This window comes from Shewanella sp. M16 (genome assembly GCF_018224605.1).
GTDB lineage: Bacteria > Pseudomonadota > Gammaproteobacteria > Enterobacterales > Shewanellaceae > Shewanella > Shewanella oncorhynchi.
This window is the reverse complement of the sequence record NZ_JAGTUL010000024.1, coordinates 1-18,851: the sequence shown is the minus strand read 5'-3', so window position 1 is coordinate 18,851 and position 18,851 is coordinate 1. Positions and strand designations below refer to the sequence as shown.

The window sequence follows — 18,851 nt, the reverse complement described above, 5'->3', positions numbered from 1 at the left end:
TGCTGCTAATCGCTCTGATTCGTTAAAATGCACAGTTGAATTCCCATGAAAAATCTCAGATGAACGTTTCTCAAGACACTATCTACGCTCAAGCGAGCGAGCATATTAGCGATTTCCAGTTTGATAACCGTGTAGCAGGCGTCTTCAGTGACATGATCCGCCGCTCAGTGCCTGGATATACGCAAATTATCAATACCATAGGCGATTTTGCAGATCGTTTCGTCATGCCAAATACTCAAATTTACGATTTGGGTTGCTCACTCGGTGCCGCGACCTTAAGTATTCGTCGCCAAATCCAAGGCCGCCAATGTCGCATTATTGCTGTAGATAACAGTGAATCTATGGTCGCACGCTGCCAAGAGAACCTGAATGCCTATGTCAGCGATACGGATGTCGATCTGGTTTGCGGTGATATTCGCGATATCGATATTCAAAATGCGTCATTGGTGGTACTCAATTTTACATTGCAGTTTTTACCGCCAGAAGACAGAGAAACCCTGATAGCAAAGATTTATCAAGGTCTGAATCCCGGCGGGATATTAGTGCTGTCAGAAAAAATTCGCTTCGAAGATGCTCCTATCCAAACCTTATTGGAAGAGCAACATTTGGACTTTAAACGCGCTAATGGTTACAGCGAACTTGAGATCAGCCAAAAACGCAGTGCGCTGGAAAATGTCATGAAGCCCGACACCTTAACCACGCATCAACAACGACTCACCCGCCAAGGCTTTAGTCACTTTAGTCTCTGGTTCCAATGCTTTAACTTTGCTTCTATGGTGGCCATCAAGTGATCAGCTTTAGCTCGTTTTACCAACAAATCGCCGATTCGAATCTACAGCACTGGCTCGAAACCCTGCCGAGCATTTTAGGCAAGTGGCAACGGGAACATAAACACGGCAACCTGCCAAAGTGGGAAAAAGTGCTCAACAAGCTGCACTATCAAGCACCCGACCAAGTGGATTTTGTTGATAGCGTGACCGTCGGTAGCGGCGAGCAACTTAGCCCAGGCGAAAAAGAGAAGCTTGAAAACCTGCTGCGTTTGTTTATGCCATGGCGTAAAGGCCCCTTCCACATTCATGGCATCCACATCGATACCGAATGGCGCAGTAACTGGAAATGGGACCGCGTTAAGCAACATATTTCGCCGCTGAAAAACCGCACTGTGCTCGATGTCGGTTGCGGCAGTGGTTATCACATGTGGCGCATGTTGGGCTCAGGTGCCAAACGTGTCGTCGGTATCGACCCTTCGCCGTTGTTTTTATGTCAGTTTGAAGCCGTCAAACGTTTAGCGGGCACACATCACCCTGTACACCTGTTACCATTGGGTATTGAAGAGCTGCCACCGCTCGATGCATTTGACACTGTTTTCTCCATGGGCGTTTTATATCACAGACGTTCGCCTATCGATCACTTGTTACAGCTGCGTGATCAATTGCGCACCGGTGGTGAGCTCGTGCTAGAAACCTTGGTGATAGATGGCGACGAAAATGCCGTACTCGTGCCTCAAGATAGATATGGCAAAATGAATAATGTATGGTTCATTCCATCTGTTGCCGCGCTCATGCTCTGGTTAAAGAAGTGTGATTTCACTGATATCCGTTGTGTCGATACCGATGTCACAGCCCTTGCCGAGCAACGCCGTACCGACTGGATGCCCAACGAATCACTGGTTGAATACCTAGATCCTAACGACATAACCAAAACGGTTGAAGGTTATCCTGCGCCCAAACGCGCCACGATTATCGCGGTAAAAAATCAGCCTAATCTGGATTTAAACTAACCTTTTCAGTCTGAAGTAAGCGGATATCAGTCATTGCGTCCTCAGGGTTTGAGTTAGTAATGGCTGATATCAAAAGCCGAAAGATCACCATTCCTCTAGTTAATCTGGAATATGTAAGTGTTCAGCAGATCATTGTCACTCCTTCCTTGAATAACAATACATTGGCGACTCCCACCCTTATCGTTGACATCCAGAACAGAACAGGGTTTCATGCATAACAATGACTTGAGCTAACTCAATTGGATACTAAGTCAAAGTTAACTCATTCCATCACAGATGCAGAACACATAACCCATGTTAAAACCCACTTTACTGGTTAGCCTGTTTGGCTTGAGCCTTTATGTTACGAATGCCGCCTATGCGGCGCCAAGCCCTGTTCCCCTTTTAGTTGAACAATGCCTGCGCTTGCCAAGTATTAATCTTGCGACTGTGTTCGCCAATGCGCGTTTAACTGCGTCTGAATTAACCTTGGCCCAGCGCGCGCTTATTTTTGAGCAACAGATGTTAGGGCTTAATAATATCAACGACAGGCTCAACTATTACCGTGGGTTTAACTTACCAAGTGAGGAACGCGAGGGTCTACTGCAATGCCAGCTACACCTCGCCGACACCCTGTCGCAACTTCTCAGCCAAACTGAATTGAGCCAACTCGCCTACGCCTTAGCCCAAGGCAATGCAGAACAAATACTGCTGAGCCAACAGCTTAAACAATTGCTACAACAACATTGGCGCGCCGAGGAGAAAGCGAAATTACATACAGCGCAAGCCAGCATAGGCCAAGGGTTAGGCAGTCAACAATTTAGTCTTGCCTTCAATGACAGCCAATGCCAACCTGAAGTGACTCAGCAACATCATCTGCATAAAAAAGACGATAAAAGTGACGAGCCGAAGCCCGACAGTTCAAAGCAGAGCGACTTTTCTGGCACTATCGCCAGTTACTTACTGACGCAAGAAAACGCCGTATGTCGCAAAAATGTATGGCAGGCCTACCAAGCCAGAGCCAGTGAAACCAATCAAACGGCATTAGAGCGAATTGCTGAGCAGCGCCAACAAGCTTCCACTGCTGCAGGCTTTACCGATTACAGCGCATTAGTGCTTAGTTCGCAGCAGTTATCATCCCCTGAATTAGTCAAAGCCTTTCTCGATAGCCAAACCCAAGATCTGCAAGTGGCTCCCTGGGATATTGGGCGAACCCTGTCACAACAAGCATCAGCCAAGGGGCCGACATGGCAAACCTCTGACGTCTTGAGTCGCAGCTTTACTTATCTGCAAGAGTTTGGTTTGCAGTTTGAGACCATAGCAACCGCCAACGCCGAGAAAACACCAACCGTTCCTAATCGGCCGCATATCGTCAGGGTCTACCACCAGCAAAGATTGTTGGGTGAAATCTATGTGGCTTACAACCATAATCCACAGCAAGGTAGTCAACAGCAGACATTGCGTCAAAGTGTACTCGGCCAGCAATTTGGACAACAAGCTTTAGATCTCAAGCCACAGCTGAGTAACTACAAAGACATTGAGCAATTAACCGAGTCTATCGCAGAGGCTGTCACTTCCCTTGCTAAAGCGAGCCATTTCTACCTCAACAATGCCATGGGACAGAGTCAAGATAGCTATTTTGTGGCGAGTCTTTGGTTAGCAGAAGTACTGCGCCATCAACTCTTTCCGCAGTTTGAGCACACCTATTTACAGAAGCGTGAAACACTGGCTAAAGCTTATTCGAAGCAGCTTAAAGTCTTTCGCGCTAAGGTTGCAGTCAACTTTTACCAAAACTCAAGTGCACAAGTCTACCCCGATCTCGGTGCGGAGTTTAATGCGAGCTTTGGTCAAGACTGGCCACAAACACAGGATTATCCTTATAGCTTCAATGCTATCGCCAACGAAGGACCGCTCTACTACCAATCACTCTGGCAAGCATCGCTAGCCCAGCTGGTAGCTCAATCCACATTCAACTGCCAAGACAAACTAAAATTATTCAATGTATTAGTCATCAATGAAGACGCTTTGAGCTTAAGTGACCAATTAAAAGCGGTCATTGGCGCCCCCGTTGATAGTGCTGCGCTGATCCAAAGAATTTCAAATAGCACCGCTTCAGAACATGCTGACAGCTCCAACAATCAAGCTTTCGACGCAATAGGTTCTTGTGCGTTTTAAGTGTTAATGCTTAGGATGTGTTTGTGACTCGCTCGGGCGCAAACACAGCTAATTGTCATTATTCGCCTATCTATCCCCTCAATAACTTAGCGCGACATAGTTAGCAGTATGTCGTGAAAACGACTGACTCTATGATATTTAATTGAAAAAGTCGTAAGAAGTGGCCACTATAAGCCCCAATCTATCGTTTTTTTGAGATTATAATGACTCGAGCTAAATCTACCTTAGAACAATGGCGTATTTTGCAAGCGGTGGTCGATTTTGGCGGCTATGCCCAAGCAGCCGAAAAACTCAACAAGAGTCAATCGTCACTTAACCATGCCGTTGCCAAATTACAGCATCAGTTAGGTATCGAGCTACTCGAAGTCAAAGGCCGTAAAGCCTATCTCACCCCGCAGGGCGAAGTGCTGCTGCGCCGCTCACGGCATGTTACCCAAGCCGTCAACGAGTTAGAACAACTTGCGAGTAATCTCGAACAAGGGTGGGAGCCGACACTCACGATTGCCCGTGAAATTATCTATCCGATGGAAAGCTTAGTGTGTGCCCTCAATGCGTTTCTGCCCCACAGTCGTGGCACTCGAATCATCATGCTGGATTCTGTGATTACTGGCACTCAGGAGCTCATTCTGCAGAGTAAAGTCGATATTGCTATCTGTGCAGGGGTGCCGCCTAAAGGGTATTTATCCGAACCCTTATGTGAACAAGAACTCTACCTCGTCTGTCATCCAAATCACCCACTCGCTGACTTAGGCACAATTGAAGACGATAAACTACTGGCACAATATTTACAGTTAGTGATTAAAGATACAGGAGTGCAATCCAACATTGATATCGGCTGGCTCAAAGCTGAGCAGCGCTGGACAGTCTCTAACTTCCATGAAGCTAAAGTCATTTTAAATCAAGGTATTGGTTTCTGTTGGATCCCCTCTTTCTTAGTCCAAGAAGAATTGGCTTCGGGTAATCTAGTACGTTTACATCTTGAGGGCAGCCAAAAACGTCGCATCATGTTGAGCTTAGTGATCCCTAAAAGAGATCAACAAGGGCCTGCATCAAAACTGCTTGCTTCCTTGATTTTAAAACAGCATGGAATTGAAACGACGAATAGTCATTAACAGCAAGATACCAAACGAGTTATCAATTCGAGTGAACAAAACGATAAGTGCTAACTGCTGATTAAATGCTTAGTTCTTAGTGGTACTGAGAAGTTGTTTCGAAAAAGATGATGAACAGCGAATCATGGAAATAGTTAAAGCCTAATCTTACACACTAAAGTCGACATAGCGCGCTTGTTGATAACCCAAATATTGCGGCTGAATAAATCCCGTCTCCTGTAAGAGGTCATCCTTCACATATAACTCGCTCTGCAAAGACACATTCGTATTCGCGCTAGCACTGATATTTGAAGACTGCTCATTTACATCGTTTGCGGACAAAACATCCGTAGATTGCAAATTGCTAGGCAGCTCATTTGAAGATGCCAGATACGAAGGCTGAATATTGGCTTGCGACGTCATATCGACACGAACTGAAGGTCCAGCACTGGCTTGTGCAACCGCGGCATAATAACGGCTTGCAGCACTATCGGATCTTGAGATAAAACCCGTCGCTAAATCCGCTGAAGTTGAAGCTTCTCCAAATGCTAAAGTTGCGGTCGGTGGCTCAATCGTTTCCACTGTGGTCGATGTAGTGACTGAGTCACTGATATCAGAAGAGGTTTTCGAACCCGTATCAATGACTTTCGTGTTGACCGTTTGCGCCTCGATCGCTTGTTTTAGCTTATCAAGCGCAGTAGAGGCGGGGGTGAATACAGCCTCTTGGGGCTGAGCAATATTACCGGACTCATCAACGTCTCCCGTCACTACAGGTGTATGTTTTTCTAACGGTGGCAACTCTTTGATTTGAGCATCCGCGTCTATTAATGTTTGAGCCGTTTGCAAGTCAACAATTTGTTTTTGTCGCTCCTCTGCCAGCATCACCTTAGCTTCATTCATTTTTTGCAAGGCTTCCGCGGCAACACGGATATCCGCTGATGACGGGTCAACAGGAGCCATTGCTGCGGCATAAACTTGCTTCATTTTGTTTATCGTTGCAAGCGGGTCGCCTCCCACTGGAGAGACATCAATCTGCACTTCGCCATCGGTGGCGTAACGTTGGCCATCAGCACCCTTTTCATACTTAAAACTCGGGCTCTGAGCGTATTGTCCTCCGACGGTTGCGTGGGCATGCTCATGGGCTTTAACCTCTGAATCTCGAGTTTTAAGCTCATCGACTTGCTGTTGCTGTTGAGCCTGCACTTTTTCTTGGGCTTGTATCTCTTGTTCCTGAGCCTGTTGAACCAGTGATTGCTGCTTTGCCTCTTCCGCTGCTGCAATTTGCTGTTTCTGCGATTCTTCTTCCTGTACTTGCTTTTCAAGCTGATTATCATTTGGGGCAAAGACAGCAGCTAAGACTTGTTGACTATCATCTGGATTAGACGCTGTCGCAGGAGCATCTACAGGACCAGCTTGAGCCTGAGCTTCACCGAAAACTTGAGTAAATTGTTCTAACACAGTCGGTTGAGCAACATCATTGCTAGCTGATTGATCTAAGGCTTGCGCAGAGTTTGACTGACCAACAGGCCCTGCACTCGTTGCTACACTCTTATTTACAGCACTCTTATTTACAGAACTGTTAATTGCAGAATCGGACGTAGTGGGATCAACTAACGCAGCTCCAGTAAAGACAGTTTGTGGTCCAAACACTGCCGCTAAATCAGGCATTATTGGAGAAACATCACCCGTGCTAGATGGATTGAAAGCAGGAATATCAGTACCACTAGTGCCAATTGATGGACTCAGAGGCGTAAAAATATCAACGGGAATATTGCTCGTTACACTGAGATTTGGACTTATTGTAGCCAAGGAATTTACCCCAAGTCCGCTGTTACTAGTACTCGCGACTGGCGAAAATACCTGAGTAGAAATAGGTGTCGCAATCTGTCCCCCGCGTACACCAGAAATGGATCTTGGTCCTGTTAACAAACTAAAACTCGCATCGGCATGTAAGCTAGCTCGGTCATTTAACGTATTTACCTGAGGATTGCTCCTTGGCGTTGGTACGGAAAAAGGAGCGACCTCGAGTGCTTGGCTTGCACCATTCACTACAGGAAGTACAGATGCAGCAGTTGATGAAACAGCACTAGAAGCAGCAAAAGACACATTCGGTGATGAGTGGAGAGATTGAGAAACGTTAGCAGCTAATGAAGTAATAGGCGTGGCTTGAACTGGAGCAAATGAAGTTCCAGTAACCTGTAGTTCATGGACACCACTCGCTTCAATTTTTGAGGAGCCTGCAGTGTGAGCGCTGGCTCCTTGATAAGTGCTATTAGCGTGACTCTGGCTTAGATTCGAGCTGAGCATCTTATCATGTGCCGAAAATGAAGAGGATGGCGCTCCAACCTTAGGTGATAGCGCCACAACCGACATGATATTTACACCTTAATATTAATGATCGAACCTATCGTTTCAGAATCAGTTTCAATCACTTCTGTTGATGCTTCCCCTTGTCTTAATGACTCATTAGTGGTAAGTAATGCCGAGGTTTTATCGGGCTGGGCAACATCTTTTGCAGGCTCTGCCGGAGATGCACTTTGCGTCGGTGTCGGTTTAGCCACATCTATTGTTGCTTGAGTGAGCCCAGATTGAGCACTTTGCAAGCCTTGCAGACCGGATGAATAAGCAGATTGGATTTGCATAACGGTATTCCTGCACGCTGTGATTAATGGGTCAATTATTGACCAATTACCTGCAAAAGTACAGGTTTTATCCGCATTCTCACCATTTATTTACGGTCTTATTTATCCTGTGATCCAATTGGCTTCCCAATCCTTAAATACGGGATTAAAACCCTGCCGTTGCATCTGTTCGATGACTTGCTCGACGCTGCGATCATCGCTTATCTCAAATTGATCGAGTTGACTGTCGGGTGCTTGATAGCCGCCCGGTTGTGTCGAACTACCCGCACTGATTTGAGTAATTCCAAGTGGTAAAAGATTATCCCTCAGCTCAGGGCTTTCCCTTGTCGACATACTGATATCAAGCTGATGATTAAAAAGTCTAAATGCACAAATCATTTGTACTAAACCTAAATCCGATAGAATAACTTTTGGGGTGATCCCGCCAGTACAAGGCCTTAACCTTGGCAGCGAAATACTAAAGCGAGTGCGCCAATAGCGACGCTCTAAATAGTCAATATGATATCCCATCATTAACGCATCTAAACGCCAATCATCCAGCCCCAGTAATACCCCAAGACCAATTTTATCGACCCCCGCCGCCGCAACTCTGTCCGGTGTTGCTAAGCGATAGGCAAAATCCATTTTTTTACCTCGGGAATGGTGACGAGCATAAGTCTCGGGCTGATAGGTCTCCTGATAAATCATCACAGCATCTAAACCTAGCGCGACTAACTGGCGATAATGGTCCTCACTCATGGGTTGGACCTCCATCGCCACATGGCTAAATTGCTGCTTTACCAACGGCAACATTTGCTTGAAATAATCGATGCCAACCTTAGTTTCATGCTCACCCGACACCAGTAAAATAGAATCAAAACCTCTGCCTTTGATAATAGCTATTTCAGCCATCAACTCCTGTTCATTCAAGGTCTTGCGTTTGAGTTTGTTACTCATGCTAAAACCACAGTAATCACATTCATTAGCGCACAGATTCGAGACGTATAGCGGTAAATACATGCCAAGATTTGCGCCAAATCGCTGCCGCGTAAGCGCCGCAGATTGTTGTGCCATGATTTCGATATAAGGTTCAGCCGCAGGTGATAACAATGCCAGTAAGCTGCGCAAATCCCCTGCCGGGCTCACTAACGCCCGCTCGACATCTTGGGCTGTGCAAGAATACAGATCGAGTAACAGTTTATCCCGTGGGATGTTGGCAAATTCCGCTACAAAACTCATTGGTTTAAAAATCCCGTCAGAGGACTGGTCTGTACCGCGCCAGTTTGTACTAGGCCAAGCCCTGCTTCAAAGGCTCGCCGACCGCATTGCACCGCCTCCTTAAAGCACTCGGCCATCACTATCGGCGACGCGCTGCTGGCGATAGCAGTGTTGACGAGCACCGCATCTGCGCCCAGCTCCATTGCCCGCGCAGCCTGTGAAGGCGCGCCAATACCGGCATCGATCACCACTGGCACCCGCGCCTGCTCTATGATGATTTTTAAAAAGCTTTCAGTGACTAAACCCTGATTACTGCCAATCGGACTCGCCAGTGGCATAACAGCAGCGCAGCCCACTTCTTCCAAACGACGGCACAGCACAGGATCGGCATGCACGTAGGGCAACACGATAAAGCCTTTCTCACAGAGGATTCTGGCCGCCTCTAAGGTTTCAATCGCATCGGGCATTAGGTACTTAGGGTCTGGATGGATTTCGAGCTTAATCCAATGAGTTCCCAGCATTTCACGGGCAAGCTCAGCCGCAAACACCGCTTCCTTGGCGTTTCTCGCCCCCGAAGTGTTAGGCAATAGCCGGACACCCGCTTGACGTAACGGCGTGAGTAAATCATCAAGCCCCATTTTAAAATCAATTCTTTTCATCGCAACTGTCACTAACTGCGATTTTGAAGCCATTATCGCCTCGATCATCACTTGGCTATTACTGAACTTTCCCGTTCCTGTAAATAACCGCGACTCAAACTCCACATCAGCAATCTTTAACATATTAGCCTCCCGCCACTGCTGAAAAAAGTTCTAATTTATCTTCATGTTGGCAGAGAATAGATTGCCAGCGGTTGCGCGGAACCACCTCAGCATTCAACACGATAGCAACCGAATCGAGGGCTATATCTTGCGCGAGGATCACAGCCGCGAGTGACGCCGGTTCAGATAACGACTGCGGGATATTGTTTATGTGAATTAGAATCATATCAAACCTCAAGACTATCTATATTTGATGATAGATAAGCCCCTTTGGGACAACACACGTCACAATGGGGATCCCGCGTTAATGCAGCCGCTGTCCATGAAAGCGATTTAGCGTCAAAGCGCCAAAAACGCCCCAACAAGGCATTTTTCGGTTCATCGCAACCGCTGTCCACACTCAGCAAAAGTTGCATGACCACCAAAGATTGCATTGACGCCATCACACCCACGCTGGGGCCGAGTACACCTTGGGTACTGCAACTCTGCGACACTCTCGTCTGTGCGGGGAAAATACAGTGATAGCAACCACCAGAGGGGAGCTGCATTTGATCGACTGCTAACAATTGGCCGCTAAATGCTGCGATTGACGCACTAACTAAAGGCAAAGCAGCTTCGATACAGCAGCGATTAATGGATTGGCGAGTCGCAAAGTTATCTGTGCAGTCAAGCACGAGCACTCTTTTACCCTGTTGTTTTAATTGTAAAACCTCAGCGAAGTGATGAGCTGATGTCTCAGCACTAAATGCAGTTTCATGGGCTGTAACAGTGCAATGCGGCGCTAAGCCTTTGAGCTTTTGCTTGGCAACTCGCGCCTTATTGAGTCCAATATCGGTATCGTTGAATAACAATTGTCTTGGTAGATTCGATACTTCAACCTTATCCATATCGATTAACGTCAAGTTGCCAATACCTGCACAGGCCAAATATTGCGCCGCCAATTGCCCTAAGCCGCCAAGACCGATAATAACAACGCTAGCGTCGGCCAGTTGCAATTGCCCTGCCTCACCGGCTTCTGGCAATAAGACTTGCCGAGAATAACGGATGAAATCGGCATCACTGAGTGTATTCGCGCTTTGTGTACCGTCGCAATGAACCACTGGGTGAGAAAGCGATTTGTTTTTACTCATATTTTGCATCCAACTTATGCTTTACATCAAACTCATCCTTTGCAGCCAGTTCTTCAGACAAGCTACATTGCTCCCAAGCTTGGCTCAGCTCTGCAAATGCTGCGACTGGATCCTGAGCCTCGGTTATTGCCCGCACCAGAGCAATATTGCCCACCCGAGTGGCTTTCACCTTTGCCAGATTATCTAAGTCGATGCCGCCAATGGCGACCAAGGGATAATAGTCTTGGAGTAACGCCACATAGTGTTTAAGTTTTGCGAGCCCTTGGGGCGCCGAAGGCATTTGCTTCGTCGTGGTTGGGAATATATGCCCAAGCGCTATATAGGATGGTGAGTATTGATGCGCCAGTAGCAACTCAAAATAACTGTGGCTGGATATACCTAATGCGAGCCCTGCCGACTGAATGGCCGCTAAGTCGGTAACGGCGAGATCTTCTTGGCCTAAATGTACCCCAAAGGCATGGTATTTTATCGCTAACTGCCAGTGATCATTGATAAAAAGCTGCGCATTAAAATGCTTACCTAAGGCAATGGCTGTTTGAATTTGTGCTTCTAAATCGGAGCCAATTAACTCATGTTCGCCTAACTTAGATTTGCCTAAATCAGATTCGGCTGGCGCTGCACTAGTTGACCCGCTGGTATCGGTTTTTATCCGTAACTGCACGGTTTTAACACCCGCAACTAACAAACTTTCCAGCATGATTAAGTCACTCACCACGGGATAAACACCAAGATCGGCATCGAGCACTTTAAAACAGTGGGATAAAATATTTTGAGGTGGCGTCGAGGCTATTCTTACCTGAGCGGTTGCCTGATCTGTTGCGGATAAAACTGTTGCAACTAAATCACTTCTAACATCAAGATGTTGGTTGAGTTGATGACTAATAAAATTGCCATCACACAGATTTATCTTGGCATAGCGGGACAAGTCATTGGGCCACCCCGTACGGGCCAACGGCCCTGGACCTTGCCCTAAACCAATCGCCGAGCTTAAGCCTTGACTCACATAGGCTTTTGCAACAACCACCGCATCTTGCAATACAAAACCCTGCGCTAACACGGCGGCAATGGCCGATGACAAAGTACAGCCGCTACCATGGTTATGACGAGTATTAACCCGCGGGCTTGCCAACCAGAAACGCCCATTTTGATGCAGCTCAGAGCTAGCGCGTACTTGATGGCAAACCAGATAATCCTCGGCAAGCCCATGATCCCAGCCGTTGCTATCGAGAGTGCTAACATGAACGTTAGCCTGAGTTTGAGCATGAGTATCATCAAGAATGTCAGTGCAACCAAAGCTCACATCGCCCCCTTTGGCGAGCACACTGCAATCAAGACTCTGGGATAAAGCCAGTGCTGCTGCAGCGAATTGCGCTTTAGTCGAAACATCACTGTGAGTTAACCGCCCAAGTTCAAGCACATTGGGCGTGATAAGTTCGATTAAGCCTTTGAAAGGATTAAAATCTAAAGCTGATTTGGCAGTACTTTTTATATCCTGACAGTTATCTGCTGCTAATGCATCACCACAGCTGGCGACCATCACAGGATCGACAATCACAGGCACGGTAGGATAGTGGATTTTAAAACTCGCGATCCAATCTGCCAGCAATGCCACTTGAGTTTGATCTGCCAGTAAGCCGATTTTAATTGCTTTGGGTGGCAAGTCTGACAGTAAAGTGGTCAACTGAGCCATTAACATCGCCGCTGATACGGGCTCGACTAAAGTGACCGCCACTGAGCTTTGCGCCGTCACTGTGGTGATCACGCTGCAACCGTGACAACCCAAATCTTGAATCGTGGCCAAGTCCGCCTGAATACCGGCACCGCCGCCGCTGTCTGAACCGGCTATAGTCCAAACAATCGCGGGGCGCTCGGTATTCATGGGCAATTTCCCCCCATGAATACCCAGCATAATTAGGCTTCCTCAGCTTCGGCGACAAGCTTGTCTATCACCTGATAGATCTCGGCGCCCGAGGCAGCAAATTGTGCCGATTTTAGCGCCATTGCCGCTTCCAACTCCTGCGGCGTCTTGATTGTGACTTGCATGGCTTGGGCAGCCGCTTCAACTTGCTCCGCTTTCGCTTGTGCCGCCTCTAAGCCAGCGGCATAGGCGCGCACATCTTGGGTGATTTTCATCGAACAAAATTTAGGGCCGCACATAGAGCAAAAATGCGCGACTTTAGCGGATTCCTGCGGTAAAGATTCATCGTGATAAGCACGCGCGGTGTCAGGATCGAGTCCTAAGTTATATTGATCTTCCCAGCGGAATTCGAATCGCGCCTTTGCCAGCGCATTATCACGAATTTGCGCACTCGGATGACCTTTGGCCACATCGGCGGCGTGGGCTGCAATCTTGTAAGCAATCAAACCTTGCTTAACATCTTGTTTATTCGGTAACCCTAAGTGTTCTTTTGGCGTGACATAACACAACATAGCGCAGCCGTACCAAGCGATCATGGCCGCGCCTATGCCGGAGGTGAAATGATCATACCCAGGTGCGATATCGGTGATTTGCGGGCCAAGCGTGTAAAACGGCGCTTCATCGCAGTGAGCTAACTGCTTGTCCATGTTCTCTTTAATAAGCTGCATCGGGATATGTCCCGGCCCTTCGATAATGGTTTGTACGTCGTATTCCCACGCGATTTTGACTAGCTCACCTAAGGTTTCAAGCTCTGCAAACTGGGCAACATCATTGGCGTCGGCAATCGATCCGGGACGCATACCATCACCTAAAGACAGGGATACATCGTAGGCGACGCAAAGCTCACAGATCTCACGAAAATGGCTGTAGAGGAAGTTTTCCTTGTGATGACTCAGGCACCATTTGGCCATAATTGAACCGCCGCGAGAAACGATCCCAGTAACACGTTTAGCCGTCATCGGCACATAACGCAGCAGCACACCAGCATGAATAGTAAAGTAATCAACACCTTGCTCAGCTTGTTCAATCAAGGTATCGCGTAACACTTCCCAGGTTAAATCCTCTGCCACGCCGTTCACTTTCTCCAGCGCTTGATAAATCGGCACTGTGCCGATGGGCACTGGTGAGTTGCGGATGATCCACTCGCGGGTTTCGTGAATATAACGACCCGTGGATAAATCCATGACAGTATCTGCGCCCCAACGGGTAGACCAAACGAGCTTTTCCACTTCTTCCTCGATGGAAGAGGTCACCGCAGAATTACCGATATTGGCGTTCACTTTCACCAGAAAGTTACGCCCGATAATCATAGGTTCGGCTTCGGGATGGTTAATATTCAGCGGAATAATCGCGCGGCCACGGGCGACTTCAGAGCGGACAAATTCGGCGGTAATCGGCTCGCCGACTAAGGCACCAAAGGCTTCGCCCTTAGCTTTACGATTGAGGATTTCATCCTGTACCTGCGCAAGTGCCATATTCTCGCGGATCGCCACATATTCCATTTCGGGAGTAATAATCCCTTGACGTGCATAGTGTAATTGACTGACGCGTTTGCCCTGCAGCGCTCTACGTGGGCGGACAATGGCACTCGAACCTGCTTCAAAACGCAGATGGTCTAAACCATCATCGGCGAGTCTTTGTTGGGTAAAGTCTGAGGTTGCGCAGGGTAATTGCTCTGTGTCGTTGCGGGCTAGGATCCAGTTTTGTCTTAATTTACCAAGGCCTAGACGCACATTGATGTCGGCCTCAGGATCGGAATAAGGTCCGGCGCAATCATACACACGAATTGGCGGATTTTTTTCCATGATAGGCACCTCAGCTGTACCGCCGACAAGGGTGTCCGTCTGCAGAATTTGCCGCATGCCAACGCGAATATCGGCACTGGAACCTTCGAGATAAATCTTTTGTGAATTAGGATGTTGCAGTGGCGCTAGCGTATCGATAAAGGCTTGGGCCTGCGCACGGGTTTCGCGGCGACTCGGCGCCTGAGGCACGATTGATTGACTAGACTCAGTCGATTTATTTGGGATTGTCGATTCTGGCGCTGTGATTTCTATCGCACTGGCAGCTACAGCTGGGTTTGGGTTTGAACTGGACATAAGCAATCTCACGTTAAAAAATGGAGTTGCTTGTCTGGAGAATTGAGTTGTTGATAGCTGGGCATGGCAATCAATTTTTGTGGCCAACACTGGCTTCAAAAATTGAGCTACCCTGCTCAATAACAATTAAATCTAAACATTAAGGCTTAAAACACTGCTGAGTTAACAGGTGCTCAAGCCGTCTATTTTGGCGATTTAATGTGTGTTATTACGCTTGTTTCCTTCGCAGGTTTTAACCTGATCAGGTTCAACGGATCCCGAATAAACGGTCTCAGCCAAGAGGCACTCCGACAAGATGAGTGCGCAGTATAGACAGAAGCGGCAGCAACAAACAAGGAAAAAAGCAATTAAAAATCTTAACCACCAATCCAAAATAAAGATTCATAATTAATTGTTTTTAATTGATTAAATGAAATGAAACTAAAAAATCTATAATTAGCATGAAAATAAATCATAAAAGAAAGTCACTATTTATGGGGTTTGAGCATCATTTTGTTTAATCGAGATTGAATGGCATCATCAATAGCTTGATTGATTTTTTTGCCACTGCAGTTAATGGGAAAACCTAAATTTTCGGCGTTAGGATTAACTTGAGTGCCGACCTGTACCACGCGATAACAAGTATCTCCTTTACGCACAATACGATTTGGGTCTAAGGGTAAATCTAGACTCGTTGTGCCACCGAAATCATCGGCGTTAGGGACAAATAGCACCTCCATCTCTGGGCTCATTTCACTCATATTCGATTTCCGGGTGAACTTATCGGCCTGTTCAATCACGAGATCATCGAGCGCTTGCTCGCGCTGACGTTCAAAATATTGCTGCGTGAATAAACTCATGCTTGAGCTTGTCGCTATTGTGCTCTCACCTTCTGCTGCGGGCGAGCTCTTAGCGCCAAGCTGCGGCTTTATTTCTGTGGTATCAAGCGTATTAGTTGGTTTTTTTGCCATCGCTTCAGTGGGTTGAACTTCACTTGGGGCAATTGATTGAGTTTTCTTTAATTGAGATTGGCTCGATTGAGTGATGTCCGGTTTAACCGTATCTGGGTTTGCTTTTTCCGACTCTACTTTTTCAGAGACGGCCTTTTCGGGTGCTATTGTTTCAGGCATGACCTTTTCAAGTATTGGCAGAGGCTTCACTTGAGTTTGAGGTGTGGGAACAATTGTAGGCGTAACAGAATTTGTCGCTTCAGTCTTATCCTCGGCCTTGATCTCAGTTTCGGACTCTGAGGTTTCGGCTTTCTCTACCGCGGGAGCATAAATAAAGTAAGCCTTGATCGCTGCCACTTTAGGGCCACGGCTTTCTATTTCCTTCAATCCAAAGGGATTTAGCTGCGGACGCCACAAAATGCAGATAAGTAAAAATAAACACACATGCACTAAGAGTACGAAAAATAACAGACTTAATTCTTTGAAATATGGCTGACGAGCACGCAAAACTGATCTCGTACCCAATCCCTGAGCACTAGTTTGTATTGTCCTAGACAGTTCAGGTTTGGATTCAGACTCAGGAACCAATTTATGTTGATGTTGATGTTTAGCACGGATTTCTTGCAGTACTAAATCTTGGGCTTGCTCTTGGTCTATAGCTTGGGTGTCATGCTTAGAGGCTGAATGACCTGCATCGCTATTGAACGCTAATGTCTCCGCATTAGTGGTAAAAACAGGCGTTTGAGCAGCATCCAGTTCACCGAGGTGATGATCAAATGCGATAAAAGTCTCACCTTCTGGCGATGTGGCCGAAATCAGCAAAGCACTATCGACATCATCTCCAATCGCTATCGCTGTAGGAGATGCTGTCAATAAAGGCGCGGCCTTGGGTTGATGTTGAAAAGGCAAAATCCATCCTTAGGTTTTGTATAGTATCCATTGATTTCAATGATGCTTAACGTGGAACGATTACACTCTAATTCAATATCAATCCAATATCGGGTTGGTGAATATTGAAAGCGAATTATCTATTGATTGCATTTACTTACGAGTGCTCAACGCAGATTAGAGGAGGCAAACAGAGCAAAGTTCAATGCGAATGCAACCTGCTACAAGCACAGTACTTTACGCCAGTGCTTGATAAGTCACTTGCCAGTTAAGACAAATAAGGCTGGGAATTGGGATCATAATCGCGCTAAATTGAATGTTAAATCTCACGTCTTGAAGCGAGTAGCATCATCAATGCGATGCACTGATGGGAGTGCAAGACGGCGTTAAAAATCTAAAAGATGAAAAATAGAAGCCAACCATAAATTTAAGCTTACAAGTGTACGCTTAAATATGGTGATTTATTTTTCTAACTGATAGACTCAGTCATTATCGTTTACGAGTGTGTATCTACCATGTCGAGTCAAAGTGTTACCGAACAGCCAAACACAGTTAAAAACCCGGTAAAATCTGGACCATATAGTATCAAAGAAGAGATCGCTAACAGTGTATCCCATGGCCTAGGTGTCATTGCGGGGATTGTGGCATTGGTGCTCATGCTGCTTAAAGGTCAAGATCACCTAACGCCAATTCAACTTACGGGCGTAACCATTTATGGTGCGAGCATCATAGTGCTTTTCCTATGCTCGACGTTATATCACAGCGTTAGCCATTCAGGCTGGAAACATAAACTGAAGATCGCCGATCACTGCGCTATTTACTGTTTAATTGCAGGAACTTACACACCTTTGATGCTGATAAGCTTACAAGGCACGCAGTCGATAGTGATTTTAACGGCTATTTGGTCGCTTGCAATTGGTGGGATCCTATTTAAGACACTGTTTATTCACAAATTCAAAAAGTTAAGCTTAGTCTTGTATCTCGCTATGGGCTGGCTATGTGTCACTGTGATGGGCGATTTAACGGCGGCGATGTCAGAGGTAGGCTTTAATCTATTGATCTTAGGCGGGTTATTTTACACCTTAGGGGTTGTATTCTACGTCGGTAAACGCATTCCATTCAATCATGCCATTTGGCATTTGTTTGTGCTCGGCGGTGCCATGAGCCACTTTCTGTGTATTTATCTGACTGTTATTTAAATGATTATGATTTAACTGATGGTGATTTAACTGATGGTAATATAACTGGCTCTGATTTAAATGACTGTGACTTAACAGATGGTGATTCAGCTGACGGTGATTTATCTATGGGTCAAAGCTAAAAGTCGTTAATTATCTATTCATGCACTTCCTCGAACACTCTCTCAAACACTGCAATCAAGTACGGCTATTCAATTCAGTAAACAGCGACGCTAATAGCGTCGCTTGTTCTGCTCTGCCACACTGGCGCCAAAGCGCAATAATACATTCTGCGGTACACAACCCCCCTTCTTGCTGATTACGCCGCAATATAAAGGCGGATTCAGGCATAAGTGGCGGCAAACTGACTCGTGCGGCTGTTTTGAGATAGGGACTCTGGCGCAGCATCTTACGCGCCTCCTGCCAGGTCGCATCTAAAATCACCACTTGGCTCGGCATTCGTTGTGCTGCTATGACTGTAGATTGTGCAGGCGCTAACAAGGCTTGGGCGTTCGAGAGCACTGGCTCAGCTAAAACCGTATCTAAGGCATTATGATCAATGGGCCCAGTGTGCTCAGTATCACTTGCTGGAAACAACAGTTTAGCCTGCTGCGATGCCAACATAGCCACTAAATCGTTATCAGGTGCCGTTCTCGACCAGACGATGCTTTTCACCTCTTCAGGGAATGCGGCTAACGCGAGTTGGCCAGTATTCGTTTTGCGGGTTAACTCGCGCTCGTGGGTCAATAAAATAATCTGCATTGCCTTCCTTGCTGCGGCAAAAGAGTGAGAAATAGCCTTAAACATCCACAGACTCAGGCACAGACTCGAAGCATATCCGCTTAAAAGATCAGGTTAAAATAACGGTGTTCAATCGCCAACAAGCCAAGCCAAGCCAAGCCAAGCCAAGCCAAGCCAAGCCAAGCCAAGCCAACTAAGTTTGACGTGAAATAAAATCATAGATTAAAGTTATGATTTAAAAATGGTAAAATTTAAAAACATTCCAATACTATCTGTTTTAGCAGAAAAAATTTATGATATAATGATTATATCTCTTATTTTAATCTGAAACTTCCAAGGTCTA

The 18,851-nt window shown here is 46.5% G+C and carries 16 protein-coding genes and 1 riboswitch; of the genes, 6 read left to right on the top strand and 10 right to left on the bottom strand.

The annotated features are described in order from the left end of the window. The first annotated feature begins 59 nt into the window (after positions 1–59). The 4 genes from cmoA (at position 60) to KFE26_RS15790 (ending at position 5,046) form a co-directional block, all read left to right on the top strand. Positions 60–791: a carboxy-S-adenosyl-L-methionine synthase CmoA gene (cmoA, locus tag KFE26_RS15805; RefSeq protein ID WP_212600977.1), complete on the top strand. Its 732-nt coding sequence runs from the start codon at positions 60–62 to the stop codon at positions 789–791. Beyond that, complete coding sequence (gene cmoB, locus KFE26_RS15800) at positions 788–1,780, top strand: tRNA 5-methoxyuridine(34)/uridine 5-oxyacetic acid(34) synthase CmoB (RefSeq protein ID WP_212600976.1); 993 nt, start codon at positions 788–790, stop codon at positions 1,778–1,780. Before cmoA ends, cmoB begins: the two co-directional genes overlap by 4 nt. Before the next feature lie 294 nt (positions 1,781–2,074). Further along, on the top strand, positions 2,075–3,934 hold the full coding sequence (locus KFE26_RS15795; RefSeq protein ID WP_212600975.1) for a M3 family metallopeptidase: 1,860 nt from the start codon (positions 2,075–2,077) through the stop codon (positions 3,932–3,934). A gap of 203 nt (positions 3,935–4,137) precedes the next feature. Then, entirely contained in the window at positions 4,138–5,046 is a 909-nt protein-coding gene (locus tag KFE26_RS15790) for a LysR family transcriptional regulator (protein WP_105252571.1), read from the top strand. A 147-nt stretch (positions 5,047–5,193) separates the two neighbouring features. On the opposite strand, the gene KFE26_RS15785 is transcribed toward KFE26_RS15790, so the two are convergent. From KFE26_RS15785 to KFE26_RS15745, 9 genes are all read right to left on the bottom strand, one after another. Then, complete coding sequence (locus KFE26_RS15785; protein WP_212600974.1) at positions 5,194–7,398, bottom strand: putative metalloprotease CJM1_0395 family protein; 2,205 nt, start codon at positions 7,396–7,398, stop codon at positions 5,194–5,196. A gap of 5 nt (positions 7,399–7,403) precedes the next feature. After that, a complete protein-coding gene (locus KFE26_RS15780) occupies positions 7,404–7,667 on the bottom strand; it encodes a chemotaxis protein (RefSeq protein ID WP_212600973.1) in 264 nt (87 codons plus the stop codon). Between the two features lie 102 nt (positions 7,668–7,769). Then, the gene (gene thiH, locus KFE26_RS15775) at positions 7,770–8,885 is read right to left on the bottom strand and encodes a 2-iminoacetate synthase ThiH (RefSeq protein ID WP_212600972.1); all 1,116 of its coding nucleotides are present in this window, start codon (positions 8,883–8,885) and stop codon (positions 7,770–7,772) included. Next, positions 8,882–9,646 (bottom strand): thiazole synthase, encoded by a 765-nt coding sequence (locus KFE26_RS15770; RefSeq protein WP_212600971.1) that lies wholly within the window; start codon positions 9,644–9,646, stop codon positions 8,882–8,884. Before KFE26_RS15770 ends, thiH begins: the two co-directional genes overlap by 4 nt. Before the next feature lies 1 nt (position 9,647). Beyond that, positions 9,648–9,851, bottom strand: a complete 204-nt coding sequence (thiS, locus tag KFE26_RS15765) for a sulfur carrier protein ThiS (protein ID WP_212600970.1) — start codon at positions 9,849–9,851, stop codon at positions 9,648–9,650. A 1-nt stretch (position 9,852) separates the two neighbouring features. Further along, positions 9,853–10,755: a HesA/MoeB/ThiF family protein gene (locus KFE26_RS15760; protein ID WP_409437989.1), complete on the bottom strand. Its 903-nt coding sequence runs from the start codon at positions 10,753–10,755 to the stop codon at positions 9,853–9,855. Beyond that, on the bottom strand, positions 10,748–12,664 hold the full coding sequence (locus KFE26_RS15755) for a bifunctional hydroxymethylpyrimidine kinase/phosphomethylpyrimidine kinase (RefSeq protein ID WP_212600968.1): 1,917 nt from the start codon (positions 12,662–12,664) through the stop codon (positions 10,748–10,750). The genes KFE26_RS15760 and KFE26_RS15755 overlap by 8 nt, the downstream gene beginning before the upstream one ends. 2 nt (positions 12,665–12,666) lie before the next feature. After that, positions 12,667–14,772, bottom strand: a complete 2,106-nt coding sequence (gene thiC, locus KFE26_RS15750) for a phosphomethylpyrimidine synthase ThiC (protein ID WP_249195776.1) — start codon at positions 14,770–14,772, stop codon at positions 12,667–12,669. 201 nt (positions 14,773–14,973) lie between these two features. Beyond that, positions 14,974–15,072: riboswitch (TPP riboswitch) on the bottom strand. A gap of 167 nt (positions 15,073–15,239) precedes the next feature. Next, on the bottom strand, positions 15,240–16,610 hold the full coding sequence (locus KFE26_RS15745; protein WP_212600967.1) for a hypothetical protein: 1,371 nt from the start codon (positions 16,608–16,610) through the stop codon (positions 15,240–15,242). Positions 16,611–17,104: 494 nt separating this feature from the next. Here KFE26_RS15745 and trhA point away from each other — a divergent pair, with 494 nt between their 5' ends. Both trhA and KFE26_RS24430 read left to right on the top strand, forming a co-directional pair. Beyond that, complete coding sequence (gene trhA, locus KFE26_RS15740; RefSeq protein ID WP_212600966.1) at positions 17,105–17,788, top strand: PAQR family membrane homeostasis protein TrhA; 684 nt, start codon at positions 17,105–17,107, stop codon at positions 17,786–17,788. Further along, positions 17,764–17,910: a pentapeptide repeat-containing protein gene (locus tag KFE26_RS24430; protein ID WP_212600965.1), complete on the top strand. Its 147-nt coding sequence runs from the start codon at positions 17,764–17,766 to the stop codon at positions 17,908–17,910. Before trhA ends, KFE26_RS24430 begins: the two co-directional genes overlap by 25 nt. Positions 17,911–17,965: 55 nt before the next feature. On the opposite strand, the gene KFE26_RS15730 is transcribed toward KFE26_RS24430, so the two are convergent. Further along, on the bottom strand, positions 17,966–18,529 hold the full coding sequence (locus tag KFE26_RS15730; protein WP_249195775.1) for a tRNA-uridine aminocarboxypropyltransferase: 564 nt from the start codon (positions 18,527–18,529) through the stop codon (positions 17,966–17,968). Positions 18,530–18,851: the final 322 nt, after the last annotated feature.